Source organism: Streptomyces sp. NPDC046716 (assembly GCF_040645755.1).
Classification (GTDB): domain Bacteria; phylum Actinomycetota; class Actinomycetes; order Streptomycetales; family Streptomycetaceae; genus Streptomyces.
This window is the reverse complement of sequence record NZ_JBEYYU010000013.1, coordinates 40,518-56,514: the sequence shown is the minus strand read 5'-3', so window position 1 is coordinate 56,514 and position 15,997 is coordinate 40,518. Positions and strand designations below refer to the sequence as shown.

The 15,997-nt window shown below is 73.2% G+C and carries 13 protein-coding genes; 3 read left to right on the top strand and 10 right to left on the bottom strand.

Features of this window, described 5'->3' with window-relative positions:
• Positions 1-106 precede the first annotated feature (106 nt).
• Together ABZ930_RS12750 and ABZ930_RS12745 are read right to left on the bottom strand one after the other, a co-directional pair.
• Positions 107-1,447, bottom strand: coding sequence for an NAD(P)/FAD-dependent oxidoreductase (locus ABZ930_RS12750; RefSeq protein WP_361545854.1), 1,341 nt, complete (start codon positions 1,445-1,447; stop codon positions 107-109).
• Positions 1,448-1,667: 220 nt separating this feature from the next.
• Positions 1,668-2,327, bottom strand: a complete 660-nt coding sequence (locus ABZ930_RS12745) for a TetR family transcriptional regulator (protein WP_361545851.1) — start codon at positions 2,325-2,327, stop codon at positions 1,668-1,670.
• 116 nt (positions 2,328-2,443) lie between these two features.
• Between ABZ930_RS12745 and ABZ930_RS12740 the strand changes: the two genes are divergently transcribed.
• Entirely contained in the window at positions 2,444-3,232 is a 789-nt protein-coding gene (locus ABZ930_RS12740; protein WP_361545848.1) for an SDR family NAD(P)-dependent oxidoreductase, read from the top strand.
• A gap of 244 nt (positions 3,233-3,476) precedes the next feature.
• Here ABZ930_RS12740 and ABZ930_RS12735 read toward each other — a convergent pair whose 3' ends face one another.
• Entirely contained in the window at positions 3,477-4,679 is a 1,203-nt protein-coding gene (locus ABZ930_RS12735) for a MarP family serine protease (RefSeq protein WP_361545845.1), read from the bottom strand.
• Positions 4,680-4,781: 102 nt separating this feature from the next.
• On the opposite strand from ABZ930_RS12735, the gene ABZ930_RS12730 reads away from it, so the two are divergent.
• Complete coding sequence (locus ABZ930_RS12730) at positions 4,782-5,564, top strand: peptidoglycan recognition protein (RefSeq protein ID WP_361546073.1); 783 nt, start codon at positions 4,782-4,784, stop codon at positions 5,562-5,564.
• 9 nt (positions 5,565-5,573) lie between these two features.
• Here the strand turns inward: ABZ930_RS12730 and ABZ930_RS12725 are convergent, their stop codons facing one another.
• Both ABZ930_RS12725 and ABZ930_RS12720 read right to left on the bottom strand, forming a co-directional pair.
• Positions 5,574-6,959, bottom strand: a complete 1,386-nt coding sequence (locus ABZ930_RS12725; protein WP_361545842.1) for a hypothetical protein — start codon at positions 6,957-6,959, stop codon at positions 5,574-5,576.
• Positions 6,960-7,040: 81 nt separating this feature from the next.
• A complete protein-coding gene (locus tag ABZ930_RS12720) occupies positions 7,041-7,535 on the bottom strand; it encodes a GNAT family N-acetyltransferase (RefSeq protein ID WP_361545839.1) in 495 nt (164 codons plus the stop codon).
• A 32-nt stretch (positions 7,536-7,567) separates the two neighbouring features.
• On the opposite strand from ABZ930_RS12720, the gene ABZ930_RS12715 reads away from it, so the two are divergent.
• Positions 7,568-8,455 (top strand): TIGR01777 family oxidoreductase, encoded by an 888-nt coding sequence (locus ABZ930_RS12715; RefSeq protein ID WP_361545836.1) that lies wholly within the window; start codon positions 7,568-7,570, stop codon positions 8,453-8,455.
• A 189-nt stretch (positions 8,456-8,644) separates the two neighbouring features.
• Here ABZ930_RS12715 and ABZ930_RS12710 read toward each other — a convergent pair whose 3' ends face one another.
• The 5 genes from ABZ930_RS12710 to sucB form a co-directional block, all read right to left on the bottom strand.
• Positions 8,645-9,160 carry a DUF4240 domain-containing protein gene (locus ABZ930_RS12710; RefSeq protein ID WP_361546070.1) on the bottom strand — a complete coding sequence of 172 codons (516 nt, stop codon included), beginning with the start codon at positions 9,158-9,160 and terminating at the stop codon, positions 8,645-8,647.
• A 97-nt stretch (positions 9,161-9,257) separates the two neighbouring features.
• Positions 9,258-10,238 carry a WYL domain-containing protein gene (locus tag ABZ930_RS12705; RefSeq protein WP_361545833.1) on the bottom strand — a complete coding sequence of 327 codons (981 nt, stop codon included), beginning with the start codon at positions 10,236-10,238 and terminating at the stop codon, positions 9,258-9,260.
• A 74-nt stretch (positions 10,239-10,312) separates the two neighbouring features.
• Positions 10,313-13,018, bottom strand: a complete 2,706-nt coding sequence (gene aceE, locus ABZ930_RS12700; RefSeq protein WP_361545830.1) for a pyruvate dehydrogenase (acetyl-transferring), homodimeric type — start codon at positions 13,016-13,018, stop codon at positions 10,313-10,315.
• A gap of 284 nt (positions 13,019-13,302) precedes the next feature.
• Positions 13,303-13,926, bottom strand: coding sequence for a GntR family transcriptional regulator (locus ABZ930_RS12695; protein WP_361545827.1), 624 nt, complete (start codon positions 13,924-13,926; stop codon positions 13,303-13,305).
• Positions 13,927-14,167: 241 nt separating this feature from the next.
• Positions 14,168-15,934, bottom strand: coding sequence for a 2-oxoglutarate dehydrogenase, E2 component, dihydrolipoamide succinyltransferase (gene sucB, locus ABZ930_RS12690; RefSeq protein WP_361545824.1), 1,767 nt, complete (start codon positions 15,932-15,934; stop codon positions 14,168-14,170).
• Positions 15,935-15,997 lie beyond the last annotated feature (63 nt).

The following is a 15,997-nucleotide window of genomic DNA, read 5'->3' as shown; positions in this document are numbered from 1 at the left end:
CCGCGCCGGCGACGGGAGTTGGGGGCGCCCGCCTCCGGAATGTGCCACGGAGACGGGCGCGATCTTGGGTGTCCCGGTCGGATCGAACCAGACCGGGGCGGTGGGCTCAAGCGGCTTCGCCCACGTGAGCCCCCTCCTCGGGTGCCGGGACCGGTGCCGCGCCCAGGTCCGCCAGGACCGCGCGCGCCGCCCGCCGCCCCGAGTGCAGGGCGCCCTGCACGGTGCTGGTGTCCCGGTGGTCCCCGCACACGTACAGGCCGTCGAGCAGGCGCACCGGGCGGCGCGGGTCGTGCGGGGCCGGCATCGCGGGCACGGCGTGCGCGTCGTGGTGCACGGCGAGGGTTTCCCAGCGCCGGGTCGACGTGCCGTAGAGCACCGCGAGCTGGGTGCGCAGCTCGCCCTCGCGGGGCGGCGGGCCGAGCACCGTCGAGGAGACCAGCGCGCGGCCCACCGGGGCGCGGGTCGGATCCACCTGGCTGATCACGGCGGTGTGCGCGACGGGCCCGATCCGGTCCGCGTCGAGCAGCAGTGCCGGTTCGGCCAGCGGCGGCTCGGGCGCGGCGTGATGCACCACGGTGACCTGATGGAAGCGGGGCACGCGCAGACCCGGCAGCAGCTCCGCGGCGGCGGCCGCGTCGGTCGCCAGCACCACGCCCCGGCACGGGAACTCGCCGTGCTCGGCGGTGGTGATCCGGTTCGCCGCGACGGCGGTGACCCGGACCCCCGTGCGCACGGTGCCCGGCGGGAGCCCGGCCGCGAGCAGCTCGGGCAGGGCGTCCGCGCCGCCCTCGGGCACCGCCAGACGGCCGTTCGCGTACGCGTGCAGGGCCAGCTCCGCGCACCGGCCGGACGTCGTCAGATCCGGGTCGCACAGCAGGGCCGAGAGCAGCGGCCGGAGGAAGCCGTGCAGCGTTCTGGAGGACAGGCCGCGCTCCGACAGGGCGCGGTCCGCGGGCAGTTCGGGCCGGGCCAGCAGGCGTGCGGGCTCGGTCGCGGCGATCCGGGCCAGCGCGGCGCCGAGCCGCGCGTGGTCGAGCGGGCCGCCCAGCGGCGGTCTGGAGCCCCGGACCGGACGAGGGGCGCTCGCCAGGGCGCGCGCCGCGTTCAGCGCGCCCCTCGCGCGCCGGGGGCCGGCCGGTTCTCCGGCGCGGTGGTTGCGGCCCTCGCTGTGCACCAGCACGCCGGGGGAGAAGGGACGCAGGACGAGGCCGTCCAGGCCGGGCGTGTGGCGCAGTTCCGGGTACGAGGTGGAGAGCAGCCGCCCGATCCGGTCGAGCCGGAATCCGTCGACCTTCTCCGTGGACATGCGTCCGCCGACGCCCGATGCGGCCTCCAGGACCAGAGTCCTCACGCCCACCCTGGTCAGGTGCTGGGCCACCGAGAGTCCGGCGATCCCGGCTCCCACGACGACGACGGTTCCTGCTGCTGCGTGTGCGGGCTCAAGCACGTGCGCCTCCCCGAGGTTGCGCGGCTGTCAGTTGGAGGCATATGCCCCGGACTCGGCCCCGGAATACCTGAGTTCGGGTCGAGGGTAGGTGGGGTTCCCGTGAAGAAGGGGCCGCGCACGGGGGGCGACACGGGCGCACGGCTCCTCTGCGGAGTGCGCCCCGTCAGGGGTACGGGGGTCGTTCGCCCGGCCCCGACGGGCCGCGAGTCTGTCTGCCGGGTTACTCGCTCGACGCTGCCGCGGCTCCGTCCTGGCCGGTCGTGCGCTTCCCCGCGCCCCTGAGGGCGCGGATCACCAGGTCCCCGGGGGAGCCCGGTCCGGCGACGTCGGCGTCCGAGGCCGCCCAGACCTCCAGGGACACCCGGATCGCGTCCGTCGCGGCGGCCGCGATCAGACGGAGCTCCAGGTCGTCCGCGCCGGGGCCCACGAGCCGGGCGACGACCGGCAGCAACTGCTCCTCGGACTCCTGGTTGACCCGGTACCAGACGGCGCGCAGGGCCGGATCGTCCTGCGCCGCCCGCAGCAGCCCACGGGTCCAGCGCAGCGCCTCCGCCGCCGCCTCGCCGGACTGGGTCAGCGAGGCCACCGCCGCGGCCTCCAGGGCCCGGGGGAGCGGCGTCCCGGGCTCCGTGGCGGCCAGCAGCTCGCGCCACTGGGCGCCGCCGGTGGAGAGCAGCGGGGCCACCGCGTCCTGCTTGTTGCGGAAGTACCGGTAGAAGGTGCGCAGCGCGACCCCGGCGCGGCCCGCGATCTCCTCCGCCGTCGTGGCGTCGGGGCCCTGCTCGGTGAAGAGCTCGGCCGCGGCGTGCGCGATGTCGAGCTGGGTCGCGGCCTTGCGGCGCTCGGTCAGCGAGAGGGGCGGGTTCACGGGTCGGCTCACCCGAGCAAGCGTAACCGGCGGAAGCCAGGTCGGCGCAGAACGCCAACATGGCAAAACGTGCCACCTGGGCGTACGGTGAACGCCGCATCTCAGAACAAGCCCCTCAGGGAGTCGACATGAACCGTTACGAAGGCCGCCGCGCACTCATCACCGGCGGTGGCTCGGGCATCGGCCAGGCCACCGTGCTGCGCATGCTGGCGGAGGGCGGCACGGTCGTCGCCGCCGACGTCAGCGAGGCCGGCCTCGCCGACACCGTCGCCAAGGCGGGCGCCGACGCCGGGCGGCTCACCACGGTCGTCGTGAACATCGCCGACGAGGCGTCCGTACGTGACGGGGTCGCCGCCGCGCTGGGCGCGCTCGGTGGCCTCGACGTGCTGGTCAACGCCGCCGGCATCCTGCGCTCCTCGCACACCCATGAGACGTCGCTCGCCGACTTCAACCAGGTCGTCGCCGTCAATCTGACCGGCACCTTCCTGATGATCCGCGAGGCCGTCCCGGCGCTCCTGGAGAGCGACTGTGCCGCCGTCGTGAACTTCAGCTCCACGTCGGCGCTGTTCGCCCACCCGTACATGGCGGCCTACGCGGCCAGCAAGGGCGGCATCCAGTCCATGACGCACGCGCTGGCCGCCGAGTACAGCAAGCAGGGCATACGGTTCACCGCCGTGCAGCCCGGCTCGATCTCCTCCGGCATGACGGACGGCTCCGGCGAGAGCAGGCAGAGCCAGGGGCCCGGGCTGCCCGCCGACACCGACTGGACCCTCTTCGCGAAGCTGTCGCCCGCGCTGGGGGACGGGGGGTTCGCCGGGCCCGAGGCGGTTGCCGGGGTGGTGGCGATGCTGGCCTCCGACGACGGCCGCTTCATCACGGGTACCGAGGTTCGTATCGACGGGGGTACGCACTACTAGGCCGGTCTGCTGCGCGCGGGCCAGACGGGGGCCCTGGTGGGTTGTCGGCGGCGGCTCCGGTGGGGGCTGGTCGCGCAGTTCCCCGCGCCCCTGAGGCATGCGCTACGCGCAGCCTCCCCTGGACGAGCGGAGCTCGTTTCAGGGGCGCGGGGAACTGCGCGAGAAGCGGCCACCGGGCCGCACCTGGCGAACCACCTCAGGGGCGCGGGGAACTGCGCCGACGGTCGCGACCGAGGTGGGCCTGTTACGACGACACCAGGTCCCCGGTGTCCACCGGCGACGTGGCGGAAGCCGCCCGCGCCGCATCCCCCGCCACCTCACCGGCGGTCAGCACATACCCGGTCCCGGCATCCGTGGTGGACCGCGCGAACACAACCCCGTACACCTCACCGGAGGTGGTGAGCAGCGGCCCCCCGGAGTTACCGGGCCGCACCGTGGACCGGATCGAATAGATCTCGCGGGTGACGCTGCCCTGCCCGTAGATGTCCTGCCCGCCGGCGTCGATGGTGTCGGCGACCGTCGCCGCCTGCAGATCCAGCCCGCCGTTCTGCGGATACCCGGCGACCACCGCGGCGTCACCCCGCGCCGCGTCCCCGTCGAACTTCAGGACGGGTGCGGCGAGCCCGGGCACGTACAGCACCGCCACGTCCTTGTCCGGGTCGAAGAACACCACCCGGGCCGAGTACGCCCGCCCGACCCCGCCCACCCGGACCGTCGGATCGTCGATGCCGGCGACCACATGCGCGTTGGTCATCACGTGCTGCGACGCGTACACGAAGCCGCTGCCCTCGCGGCCCTGGGTGCCCGACGCGCCCTCCACCTTGACGGTGCTCCGGGCCGCGGCGCGGGTCGCGGCGGGCGTGACGCTGTCCCCCGAGGGCTCGGCGACCTCGGCGGACGGCTCGTGCGAGAACGGGTCGAAGACCTGCGGGAACCCGGCCGACGTCAGCGCCCCGCTGGCCCGCGAGAACCACGCCGGTGTCGTCGACGGCATCGTGTCCTGCACGGCGCCGAGCACCGACGAGCCGCGGATCGCCTGGTTCAGGGCCGTCGAGGACGACGACGCCAGGACGCTGCCCGCCACCCACGCCACGACCAGGACGGCGACGGTGCCGGCCGCGGCCCCGCCGATCCCGTCCGCCACCCGCAGCGGCCCCGGCGCCCGGTCCATCCCGAACCGCACGCGCGCGGCGAGCAGCCCGGCCAGCGCATGGCCCGCCAGCGCGGGCAGCAGCACCGTGAGCACCGCGACGAGGGTCGCCGCCGACGTGCCGGGCGTGACGGTGTCCATCAGGAACGGAAGCAGCCACACCCCGACGGCGGCGCCGCCGACGAACCCGGCCAGCGACACACAGCCCGCGAGCAGGCCACGGCGGTAACCGGAAGCCGCGTAGGCCACGGCCACCACGATCAGCGCCACGTCGAGTACACGGAGGTGCAGGTCCATATCGGTAACAAACGACTGAGAACCCACTGGTGGTTCCGCCAAGTGGCAGACATGTGGCCGACCGCACAGCCCGCCCGGCCGGACAGTGGAGACGTGCGTGTGCTGCGAAGGGTGCTGTGCTGTGTGCCCGGGGGCCTGGCCCTCGGGCTGCTCGTGCTGTGCGCCGTCGGCGCCGACCGGACCGGACCCGCGCCGTCGAGGACCGTGGCGGACTCGGTGATGCCGGCGGCCGCGCTCCCGGTGCGGGCCCGCGCGGCCTCAGGCGCCCACGCGAGCGCGGCACCGCGGATCGTGCCGCGCGACCGGTGGCTCGCACAGGCCGACACCTACCGGCGCGACCCCGTCCGCTACGGCGACCGCGTCGAGGCGGTCTTCATCCACCACACCGACTCGCCGAACGGCTACGACTGCGCCGACACCCCGCGCATCATCCGCTATCTGTACGCGGGCCAGGCGGGCGGCAAGGCGTGGGACGACATCGGCTACAACTTCCTCGTCGACCGCTGCGGCACCGTCTACGAGGGCCGGGCGGGCGGCGCCGACCGGCCCGTCGTCGGCGCCCACACCCAGGGCTTCAACCAGAACACCGCCGGGATCGCCGCCGTCGGCACCTTCACCGAAGGCACCCCGGTGCCGCGCGCCATGACCGACGCGATCGCCGCCGTGGCCGCGTGGAAGCTGGGCCTGTCCGGGATCGACCCGCGCTCCACGGCGCACCTGGTCTCCAGCAACAGCCACAGCCGCTTCCCCGCGGGCAGCACCGCCGACTTCCTGGCGGTCTCCGGGCACCGGGACGGCTACGAGACGTTCTGCCCGGGCCTGGCCCTGATGGCGGAGCTGCCCGCGATCCGCGAACGCGCCGCCCGCCTCCAGGGACGCGGCTGAGACGGCGGCTCAGGCCGGCTTCAGCGTGCCGCCGCCCTTCAGCCGGTAGGACTTGCCGTCCAGCTGCGGGCTGGACGCCTCGTCGTACGTCACCGCGTACCCGTGCCCGTCGATCATCTTGGCGACCTTCTTCGCCACGCCGTCCGACCCGCTCCCGTCCGACCCGCTTCCGCCGCCGAACGACAGCCCCGACAGCGTCGACGGCCCGGCCACCGACCAGCGCGCCCGGTCGGACAGCGTCAGCGACGCCCCCTTGACCTTGCCGTCCAGCTTGGTCGACCCGGTCAGCTCCAGGTCGGCGGTGGACCCGTCCGCGACCACGACATCGCCGGTCAGCTTCTCGTCGTCCGCGCGGAACGTCGCGTCGCTCATCCCCTTGACCCGCAGCAGCGCCCCGCTCTTGGTCTTCACCTCGGCGCCGCCCGACAGCTCCACCTCCGCCGCGCCGCCCCGGACGCTGAACACATCGCCGTCCGTGGCCAGGAGCGCCCCGTCCTCCATCGTGTACGAGGTCTTGCCGTCGCCGCGCAGCACGACACCGCCGGCCGCCGCGGTCGCCCGGACGTTCTTCAGGGCGAGCGAACCGCCGGCCTCCACCGTGAACGCCTCCGAGTTCGCCAGGTCGAACAGCGTGCCGGACAGCGAGACGTCACCGGACGTGTGCACCCCCGGCGAACCGCAGCCCGCCGAGGTCATCGTTCCGCCCGACACCGTCACCTTCCCGCCGCCGGGCCCCGTCGCGACCGGGGCGGACTGCGCGCCCATGGTGACGATCTGGACGTACGTCAGATCGAGGACGCCGCCGTACGACGCGAACACGCCGTCCGAGGACGCGCCCTGGGTGTTGATGCCGCCCCCGCTCAGCGTGGCCCGCGTGTCCTCACCCGTCGCCGCGACGCCCGACGAGCCCTTGCCGGTGGTGTAGTACAGGCCGCCGGACAGATCGAGCCGGCCGCCGTCGCGGGCCAGCACCCCCGCGTTGACACCGTGGCCGCCCGCCGCGGCGAGCGACGAGGCGCCGCCGTTCTTCGTCACCTTCGAGTCGTACGTCGACAGCCGCCCGGAACCCGACACCAGGATCGCCGACCGGTCGGCCCGCCGCGCCGTGAACGTCTGCTTGCGCGGCGCCTTCACCGCGCCCTTGTCCAGCGTGTACACGCCCGTCGCCGCGGACTGCCCGGCCGCGTCGGCCGCGTCCGTCTCCGGCACGATCGGCTTCGTCGCGCAGCGCTCCCCGGACGCCGTCGCGGCGGGCGAGGCCACCGGCGGCGCGGCCGTGTCGCCGGCGTCGGAGCAGGCGGCCAGAGCGGTCACGGTGAGCGGCAGCAGCAGGACGGAGGCGGTCGCCGTGGAGCGGCGGTGTCCCGGGCGCCGCGGGGGTCGCAGGTGATTCATGTGCTCTACGTTCACATCCCGTGTTCCCGGGGGCACCACCGGCACCCCGAAATCGGCTCCGGCAGGGGCCTGATCGGCGCCCTAAAGGGTGTGGCCCATCAAGACGTCGTCCACGTACGCGCCGTCCAGCAGGAACTCCCCGGGCAGCACCCCCTCCACGACGAAGCCCTCCGACGCGTACAGCGCCCGGGCCGGGGCGTTGTGGCCTAGGACTCGCAGCGTGATCCGGCGCGCGCCCTGCCGCCGGGCCTCGCCGATCGCCGCCCGCACCAGCACCCTGCCCACACCGCGGCCGCGCGCCGCGTCCGCGACGGCGAGGCCCTGGATCTGCCGGACGTGCGCGTTCGTCGGCAGCCCCGTGGGGTAGCCGAGGCGTACGTAGCCCACCAGAGTGCCGTCCAGCTCCGCCACGATGTGGTCCCGCGGGCCGAACCGGTCGGAGAAGAACGGCTGGTACGGCTGCCGCTCCGGAGGCGTCACCGCGTGCAGGGGAGACCACGTCGCGCGGTCGAGACGGCCGAGGGCGTCGTCGTCGTCCAGAGTGGCGAAACGTATCCGAGGCTGTGGCTGAGACATGCGGGCCACTGTATGACCGGCAGGATGGAACCATGACACGTATCGCGGTGGCAGGCGCCTCAGGACTCATCGGCTCGGCGCTCGTCCGCTCCCTGGCCGGTGACGGGCACGAGGTGCTGCGCCTGGTGCGACGCGCGCCCCGGGCGGCGGACGAGGTCCGCTGGGACCCCAAGGGCGGTGAGCTCGACGCGTCCCGGCTCGCCGGGTGCGAGGCGATCGTCAACCTCGCGGGGGCCGGCGTCGGCGACCACCGGTGGACGGCGGCGTACAAGCAGGAGATCCGGGACAGCCGGGTCCTGGGCACGACCGTGCTTGCCGAGGCGGCGGCCGCGCTGCCCGAGCCCCCGCGCGTCTTCCTCAACGGCAGCGCCGTCGGCTACTACGGCGACACCGGTTCGCGGGCCGTCGACGAGAGCGCGGCGGCCGGGGACGGGTTCCTGCCGGGGGTGTGCGTGGAGTGGGAGGCCGCCACCGCGCCCGCCCATCAGGCCGGGATCCGTACCGTGCTGGCCAGGACCGGGCTCGTCGTCTCCCGGGACGGCGGGGCCTGGGGCAAGCTCTTTCCGCTGTTCCGGGCGGGGCTCGGGGGGCGGCTCGGGGACGGGCGGCAGTACTGGCCGTACATCGCGCTGCACGATCATGTCGCGGCGCTGCGGCATCTGTTGGACACGGAGTCGCTGGCCGGGCCGGTGAATCTGGCGGCGCCGCATCCGGCCACCAATCGGGAGGTGACCGCCGCGATGGGGAGGGTGCTGCGGCGGCCTGCGGTGTTCCCCGTCCCGGCGGTGGTGCTCCGCACGGTGCTGGGGGAGATGGCGGGGGATGTGCTCGGGTCGACGCGGGCGGTGCCGACGCGGCTGCTGGAGTCCGGGTTCGATTTCGCGTTCCCCGGGTTGGAGGACGCCATCCGGGCTGCGTGAGCCGGTCTCGTCGGCGGCCGCGGCTCTCGTCGTGGCCGGTCGCGCAGTTCCCCGCGCCCCCTGAAGGCATGCGCTGGCGCGCAGCCTTCCCCCCTGAAGGCTGCGCTCCGCGCGCCTTCCGCTTCCAGGGGCGCGGGGAACTGCGCGACCGGCCCCCACCGGCCGTCAGCCGGACGAAGAGACCAGGGGCTACTCGAAACGGGCCGTCAGGCGGGGATACAGGCGGGCCAGGGTCGGGGGGTCCTCGAAGTCGATCGGGGTGCCCTCCGGTTCGGGCGGGGCCGGAGGAATGCCGAGATCGGCGGCGACGGTGCCGGTCAGCTCCTCGTAGGCCTCGTCGGCGGCGTACCCGAGCTCCTCCCCGTCCCCGTCCACCTCGTCGTCGAACTCACCCAGCAGCTCGGCCAGCGAGTCGGGATCGTGCAGCGCCCCCTCGAAGACCTCCCGGCCCTGCCCGATCAGCCAGCACCGGAAGAAGTCGAAGGAGTCGTCGCTCGCACCGCCGAGCAGCACCCAGGCCGCCCCCCACAGATCCCACCGGTACGCCCGGTTGTAGCGGGACTCGAAGTGCCGGGCGAAATCGAGCACCGCGTCGGGATCGGACTGGAGCAGTCTGTCGACGAGCAGCTCGGCATGGTCCTCGGGGTCGCCCTCGGCGGCCTCGCGGGTGCTGTCCACGATCTCCCAGAACTCGGTCTCGTCCATCACGGGACAAGCATCGGCCCTGGGCCCTGGGGGCGCACGCGGAGCGGACGAGGAACGCCACTTCGTTATGCATGCACATGCCCAGGGCACCGGCCGCTCACCCGTACCACCCGCGCATCCGCCGCGCGGCCACCGCGAACCGCTCCCGCAGCGCGCCCGGAGCCACCACCTCCGCCTCCGGCCCGAGCTCCATGAGCTGCGTGTACGCGACGTCCTCCGACTCCACCGGCAGCGTCACGGTCACCCGCCCGTCGGCCTCCTCCACGGCCGAATCCAGGGCCTCCCGCGCGGACACCCGCCCGGTGACGTACGGCAGCTGCCGTACGCCCGACGCCGTCAGCCGCACCACGACCTCGGCCCGCAGGATCTCCCGGGCGAACTGATCGGCCCGCTCCGCCCAGAACGCGGGCAGCTCGAACTCCGCGTCCCGCGTGAACCGCCGGGCGTCGGCCGGCACCGCCACCGACAGGAACCGGTCGATGCGGTACACCCGGAAATCGGGGCGGGCGTCGTCGCGCACCCGCGCCGCCAGGTACCAGACCCCGGCCTTCAGCACGAGCCCGTACGGCTCCAGCTCCCGCTCCACGACGGCGTCCCGCCGGCCGTACGAGACCCGCAGCACAAGGTCGTCCCAGACCGCCTCGGCGATCGCGGGCAGCAGCTCGGGCGTCAGCGGCTCGTGGAACCAGCCGGGGGCGTCCAGATGGAACCGCTGCGCCGCCGTCCGCGACGCGTCCCGCAGGGACGGCAGCAGCGCCGCCGACACCTTCAGCCGGGCCGCCGACGCCGCGTCGTCCAGGCCCATCTCGCGCAGCGCGCCCGGCACCCCGGACAGGAACAGCGCCTCCGCCTCGCTCCGCGCGAGCCCGGTCAGCCGGGTGCGGTAGCCGCCGATCAGCCGGTAGCCCCCGGCCCGGCCGCGATCCGCGTACACGGGCACGCCCGCCTCGCTCAGCGCCTGCGCGTCCCGGGTGACGGTCCGCTCGGAGACCTCCAGCTCGCGCGCCAGCTCCGCCGCGGTCATCGACGGCCGCGACTGGAGCAGGAGCACCATCTTGATCAGGCGGGCAGCACGCATGCCGCCATCATGCCGTCCGGGTACGACAGTGCCCCCGCCGTCACCGGCGGGGGCACTGCGCAGAACCGGAGGTCCTACAGGCCGTAGCGCTCGCGCGCCTCCTTCACGGCCGTCGCCTTGACCTCGCCGCGGCGGGCGAGCTGGGCGAGGGCCGCGACGACGATCGACTCGGCGTCGACGCCGAAGTGGCGGCGGGCGTCCTCACGGGTGTCGGAGAGGCCGAAGCCGTCCGCGCCGAGCGAGGTGTAGTCCTGCTCGACCCACTGCGCGATCTGGTCGGGGACCTGGCGCATGTAGTCGGAGACGGCCAGGACCGGGCCCTGCGCGCCGGCGAGCGCCTGACGCACGTACGGGATCCGCTCCTCGCCCTTCAGCAGCGCCTCGTCGGCCTCCAGGGCGTCGCGGCGCAGCTCGGTCCACGAGGTGGCCGACCACACGTCGGCGGCCACGCCCCACTCCTCGGCGAGCAGCCGCTGCGCCTTGAGGGTCCAGTGGATCGCCGTACCGGAACCGACGAGGTTGATGCGCGGGGCGTTCGCGGCCGCCACGTCCACCCCCGCGGTCTCCGCCGTGTTGAACCGGTAGAGGCCCTTGATGATGGCCTCGTCGAGACCGGCCACCGACGGCTTCGCCGGCTGCGGCATCGGCTCGTTGTAGACCGTCAGGTAGTAGAAGACGTCCTGGTCCTCGCCCGGCTTGGCCTCGCCGTACATACGGCGCAGGCCCTCCTTCATGATCGTGGCGATCTCGTAGGCGAAGGCCGGGTCGTACGACAGGGCCGCCGGGTTGGTCGCCGCGATCATCGGCGAGTGGCCGTCCGCGTGCTGGAGGCCCTCACCGGTCAGCGTCGTGCGACCGGCGGTGGCGCCGACGACGAAGCCGCGGCCCATCTGGTCGGCGAGCTGCCAGAACTGGTCACCCGTGCGCTGCCAGCCGAACATCGAGTAGAAGATGTACAGCGGGATCATCTGCTCGCCGTGCGTCGAGTACGACGTGGCGGCGGCGATGAAGTCGGCGAGCGAACCGGCCTCGTTGATCCCCTCGTTGAGGATCTGGCCGGAGGTCGACTCCTTGTAGTACATGAGCTGGTCACGGTCGACCGGGTCGTACGTCTGCCCCTTGGGCGAGTACAGGCCCAGCGACGGGAACAGCGACTCCATGCCGAAGGTGCGCGCCTCGTCGGGGATGATCGGCACCCAGCGCTTGCCGGACGTCTTGTCCCGTACGAGGTCCTTCAGGAGCCGTACGAGCGCCATGGTCGACGCGACCTGCTGGTTGCCGGAGCCCTTGTCGAACGAGGCGAACGCCTTGTCGGCGGGCGCGGGCAGCGGCGCGAGCGGCTGCGTACGGCGGGCCGGGGCGGGACCGCCCAGGGCGGCACGGCGCTCGGCGAGGTAGCGCAGCTCGGGCGAGCCCTCGGCGGGACGCGCGTACGGCACGACGCCGTCCACGAAGTCGCTGTCCGGGATCGGCAGGTCAAGGCGGTCACGCATGTCCTTGAACTCGTCGATCGTCAGCTTCTTCATCTGGTGGTTGGCGTTCTTGGACTCGAAGCCCTTGCCGAGCGTGATGCCCTTGACGGTCTGCGTGAGGATGACCGTCGGGGCGCCCTTGTGCTCGACGGCCGCCTTGTACGCCGCGTACACCTTGCGGGGCTCGTGGCCGCCGCGCGAGACGTGGAAGCACTCGGAGATCTTGTCGTCGGACAGGACCTTCGCGAGCTCGATGAGCGCCGGGTTCGTGCCGAAGAAGTTCTCGCGGATGTAGGCGACGTCGCGCGTCTGGTACGTCTGGAACTGGGCGTCCGGGACCTCACGGAGCCGCTCCTGGAGCGCGCCGGTGGTGTCGAGCTGGAACAGCTCGTCCCACGCGTTGCCCCACATCGACTTGATGACGTTCCAGCCGGAGCCGCGGAACTGCGCCTCGAGCTCCTGCACGACGCGGAAGTTCGGGCGGACCGGGCCGTCCAGGCGCTGCAGGTTGCAGTTGATGACGAAGGTCAGGTTGTCGAGACCCTCGCGGGCGGCGAGCGTGAGCGCCGAGGTCGACTCGGGCTCGTCCATCTCGCCGTCGCCGAGGAAGGCCCAGACGTGGGAGTTCGAGGTGTCCTTGATGTTCCGCGCGGTCAGGTAGCGGTTGAACCGCGCCTGGTAGATCGCGGAGAGCGGGCCGAGGCCCATCGACACGGTCGGGAACTCCCACAGCCACGGCAGGCGGCGCGGGTGCGGGTACGACGGCAGGCCGTTGCCCCCGGCCTCGCGGCGGAAGTTGTCGAGCTGCGCCTCGGAGAGGCGGCCGTCGAGGAAGGCGCGGGCGTAGATGCCGGGGGAGGCGTGGCCCTGGATGTACAGCTGGTCGCCGGAGCCGTCGCCCTCCTTCCCGCGGAAGAAGTGGTTGAAGCCGGTCTCGTACAGCCAGGCGGCCGAGGCGAAGGTGGCGATGTGCCCGCCGACGCCGGCCTTGGAGCCACGGGTCACCATCGCGGCCGCGTTCCAGCGGTTGTACGCGGTGATCTTCGCTTCCAGCTCCTCGTCACCGGGGAAGTCCGGCTCGGCGGAGGTGGGGATCGAGTTGAGGTACTCGGTCGACAGCAGCTTGGGCAGCGGCAGGCCGCCGGCCTCGCCGCGCTCCAGCGTGCGCCGCATCAGCTGCGCGGCACGGTGCGGCCCGGCCGCCTGGGTAACGGCGTCCAGGGAGGCCTGCCATTCGGCGGTCTCCTCGGGGTCGCGGTCCGGGAGCTGGTCGAGCTCGCTCGGCTGGATGCGCATGGGGTCGGTCATAGTCGCCGCACGCCTTCCTGTGTCGAAGGGGGTGGGGTTGGGGGTGCCCTTTGTCTTTGGCAGGACAGGGCGAGGTCCCGGTGGGGACCCGTCGGCGACTGTAACTCCCTGATCGATGATCGATCAAAGGGTTGAAGGGCAAAACCTCTTCAGATCAAGAAAGTAGGCACAGAGTGCCCTGGTGAAGGGCACGCAGTGCCCCTTCAGGGGCGCGGGGAACTGCGCGATCAGCCACACACGGCGATCACCCTGCGACGCACCGCTCACGGCAGACGAGACCCAGCTCACGCGCGCGGAGCACACCCCAGAACATGCGCCTTGACCAGCGCGGCGATATCCGGATCCCGGCGCTGGAAAGCGGCGACGAGATCGGCGTGCTCCTCGGCGTACGACTGCTGAACGGTCCCCAGCCACCGAATCGACAGCGCCGTGAACACCTCGATGCCGAGCCCCTCCCAGGTGTGCAGCAGCACCGAGTTCCCGGCGGCCCGCACCATCTCGCGATGAAACCCCACGGTGTGCCGCACCTGGGCGGTCCCGTCGGCCTCCTGGTCGGCGACGTGCAGCGCGGCGACGTGCGGCTCCAGCGCGGAGCAGTCCTCGGCCAGCCGCTCGGCGGCCAGCTCGGCCGCGATGGCCTCCAGACCGGCCCGCACCGGGTAGCTCTCCTCCAGGTCCGCCGCGGAGAGGTTCCGTACGCGCACGCCCTTGTTCGGCGCCGACTCGATCAGCCGCAGCGATTCCAGCTCCCGCAGGGCCTCCCGTACGGGCGTCTGGGACACCTCCAGCTCGGTGGCGATGCGGCGCTCCACGATCCGCTCGCCCGGCTTCCAGCGGCCGCTGACGATCCCCTCCACGATGTGCTCGCGGATCTGCTCGCGCAGCGAGTGGATGACGGGCGCGGTCATGGTGGGCTCCTTGGGCTGTTGGACCCGGTGGCTCGGCAGGGACCCTTAGACAATACGGCCGGGCCCCTGGACAGAAAGGGCACGGTCGCGCTTGCCACGGGTGATGCCGGTTACAGAGAGGTGCCCGGCAGGGCGCGCCCCCATTCTGATGCCGCGTCACGAAACCGTGGGCGCGGACACGACGAGGCCCCCGTCCGGAGCGGAACTCCGGACGGGGGCCTCGTCGCTGGTGAAGCCGTCTTTACAGACCCAGCTCGGCGGTGAACTCGCCGGCCTCGAGGATCTGCTTGACCGTCGTCAGGTAGCGGGCGGCGTCCGCGCCGTCCACCAGACGGTGGTCGTAGGAGAGCGTCACGTACGTCATGTCACGGATGGCGATCGTGTCACCGAGCTCCGGGTCGGAGACGACGACCGGGCGCTTGACCGTGGCACCGATGCCCAGGATGGCGACCTGGTTCGGCGGGACGATGACCGTGTCGAAGAGCGCACCGCGCGACCCCGTGTTGGAGATCGTGAAGGTGGCGCCCGACAGGTCGTCCGGGGCGATCTTGTTCGTGCGGACCTTGTTGGCCAGCTCCGCGGTCTTCTTGGCGATGCCCGCGATGTTCAGGTCACCGGCACCCTTGATGACCGGGGTCATCAGGCCCTTCTCCGAGTCGACGGCGATGCCGACGTTCTCGGAGTCGAAGTAGGTGATGGTGCCCTCGTCGTAGTTCAGGCGGGCGTTGATGACCGGGTGGGCCTTCAGCGCCTGGACGGCGGCCTTGACGAAGAACGGCATCGGGGAGAGCTTGACGCCCTCGCGGGCGGCGAAGCCGTCCTTGGCCTTGTTGCGGAGCTTCATCAGCTTGGTGATGTCGACCTCGATGACCGAGGACAGCTGAGCCTGCTCCTGCAGCGCCTTGTGCATGTTGTCCGCGATGGCCTTGCGGATGCGCGGCAGCTTGACCGTCTGGCCGCGCAGGGGCGAGGCCTCCAGGGCCGGGGCCTTCGACGCGGCGGCCGGGGCAGCGGCGGCGGGGGCCGGGGCGGCGGCCTTGGCGGCCTCCGCGGCGGCGATGACGTCCTGCTTGCGGATCCGGCCACCGACGCCGGAGCCCTGGACGCCGGACAGGTCCACGCCCTGCTCGGACGCCAGCTTGCGCACCAGCGGGGTCACGTACGCGCCGTCGTCCGCCGGGGTGGCGGGCTTGGCCGGGGCGGCCGGAGCGGCGGGCTGCGCGGGGGCCGGGGCGGGCGCGGCCGGGGCGGCCGGAGCCGGAGCGGCGGCGGCCGGGGCGGCCGGGGCAGCGGGGGCCGCAGCCGGGGCGGCGGGCTGCGCGGGGGCCGGGGCGGGCGCCGCCGGGGCCTCCTGAGCCGGAGCCGGAGCGGCCGGAGCGGCGGCGGCCGGAGCGGCACCGGGAGCACCGATGACGGCCAGCTTGGCGCCGACCTCGGCGGTCTCGTCCTCGGCGACGACGATCTCCAGGAGAACGCCGGCGACGGGGGAGGGGATCTCGGTGTCGACCTTGTCCGTGGAGACCTCGAGCAGGGGCTCGTCCTCCGCGACCTCCTCGCCGACCTCCTTCAGCCAACGGGTGACGGTGCCCTCGGTGACGGACTCGCCCAGCGCGGGCAGCGTCACGTCGGTGCCCTCGGCGGAACCGCCGGAGGCGGCCGGGGCGGCGGGGGCCTCCTGCGCGGGAGCGGCCTGCTCTTGCGCCGGGGCGGGGGCCTCGGCGGCGGGAGCGGCCTCCTGCTGCGGGGCCTCCTGGGGGGCCGGGGCGCCCGAGCCGTCGTCGATGACGGCCAGCTCGGCGCCGACCTCGACCGTCTCGTCCTCGGCGACCTTGATGGAGGCCAGGACGCCGGCGGCGGGGGAGGGGATCTCGGTGTCGACCTTGTCGGTCGAGACCTCGAGCAGCGGCTCGTCGACCTCGACGCGCTCGCCCTCCGCCTTCAGCCAGCGGGTGACAGTGCCCTCGGTGACGCTCTCACCGAGCGCCGGAAGGGATACGGAAACCGCCATGGTTTCTGTTGCTCCTTAACGATGTGCAGTGCGCGGCAACGCAGTGCGGAAGTCTGGTGGTCG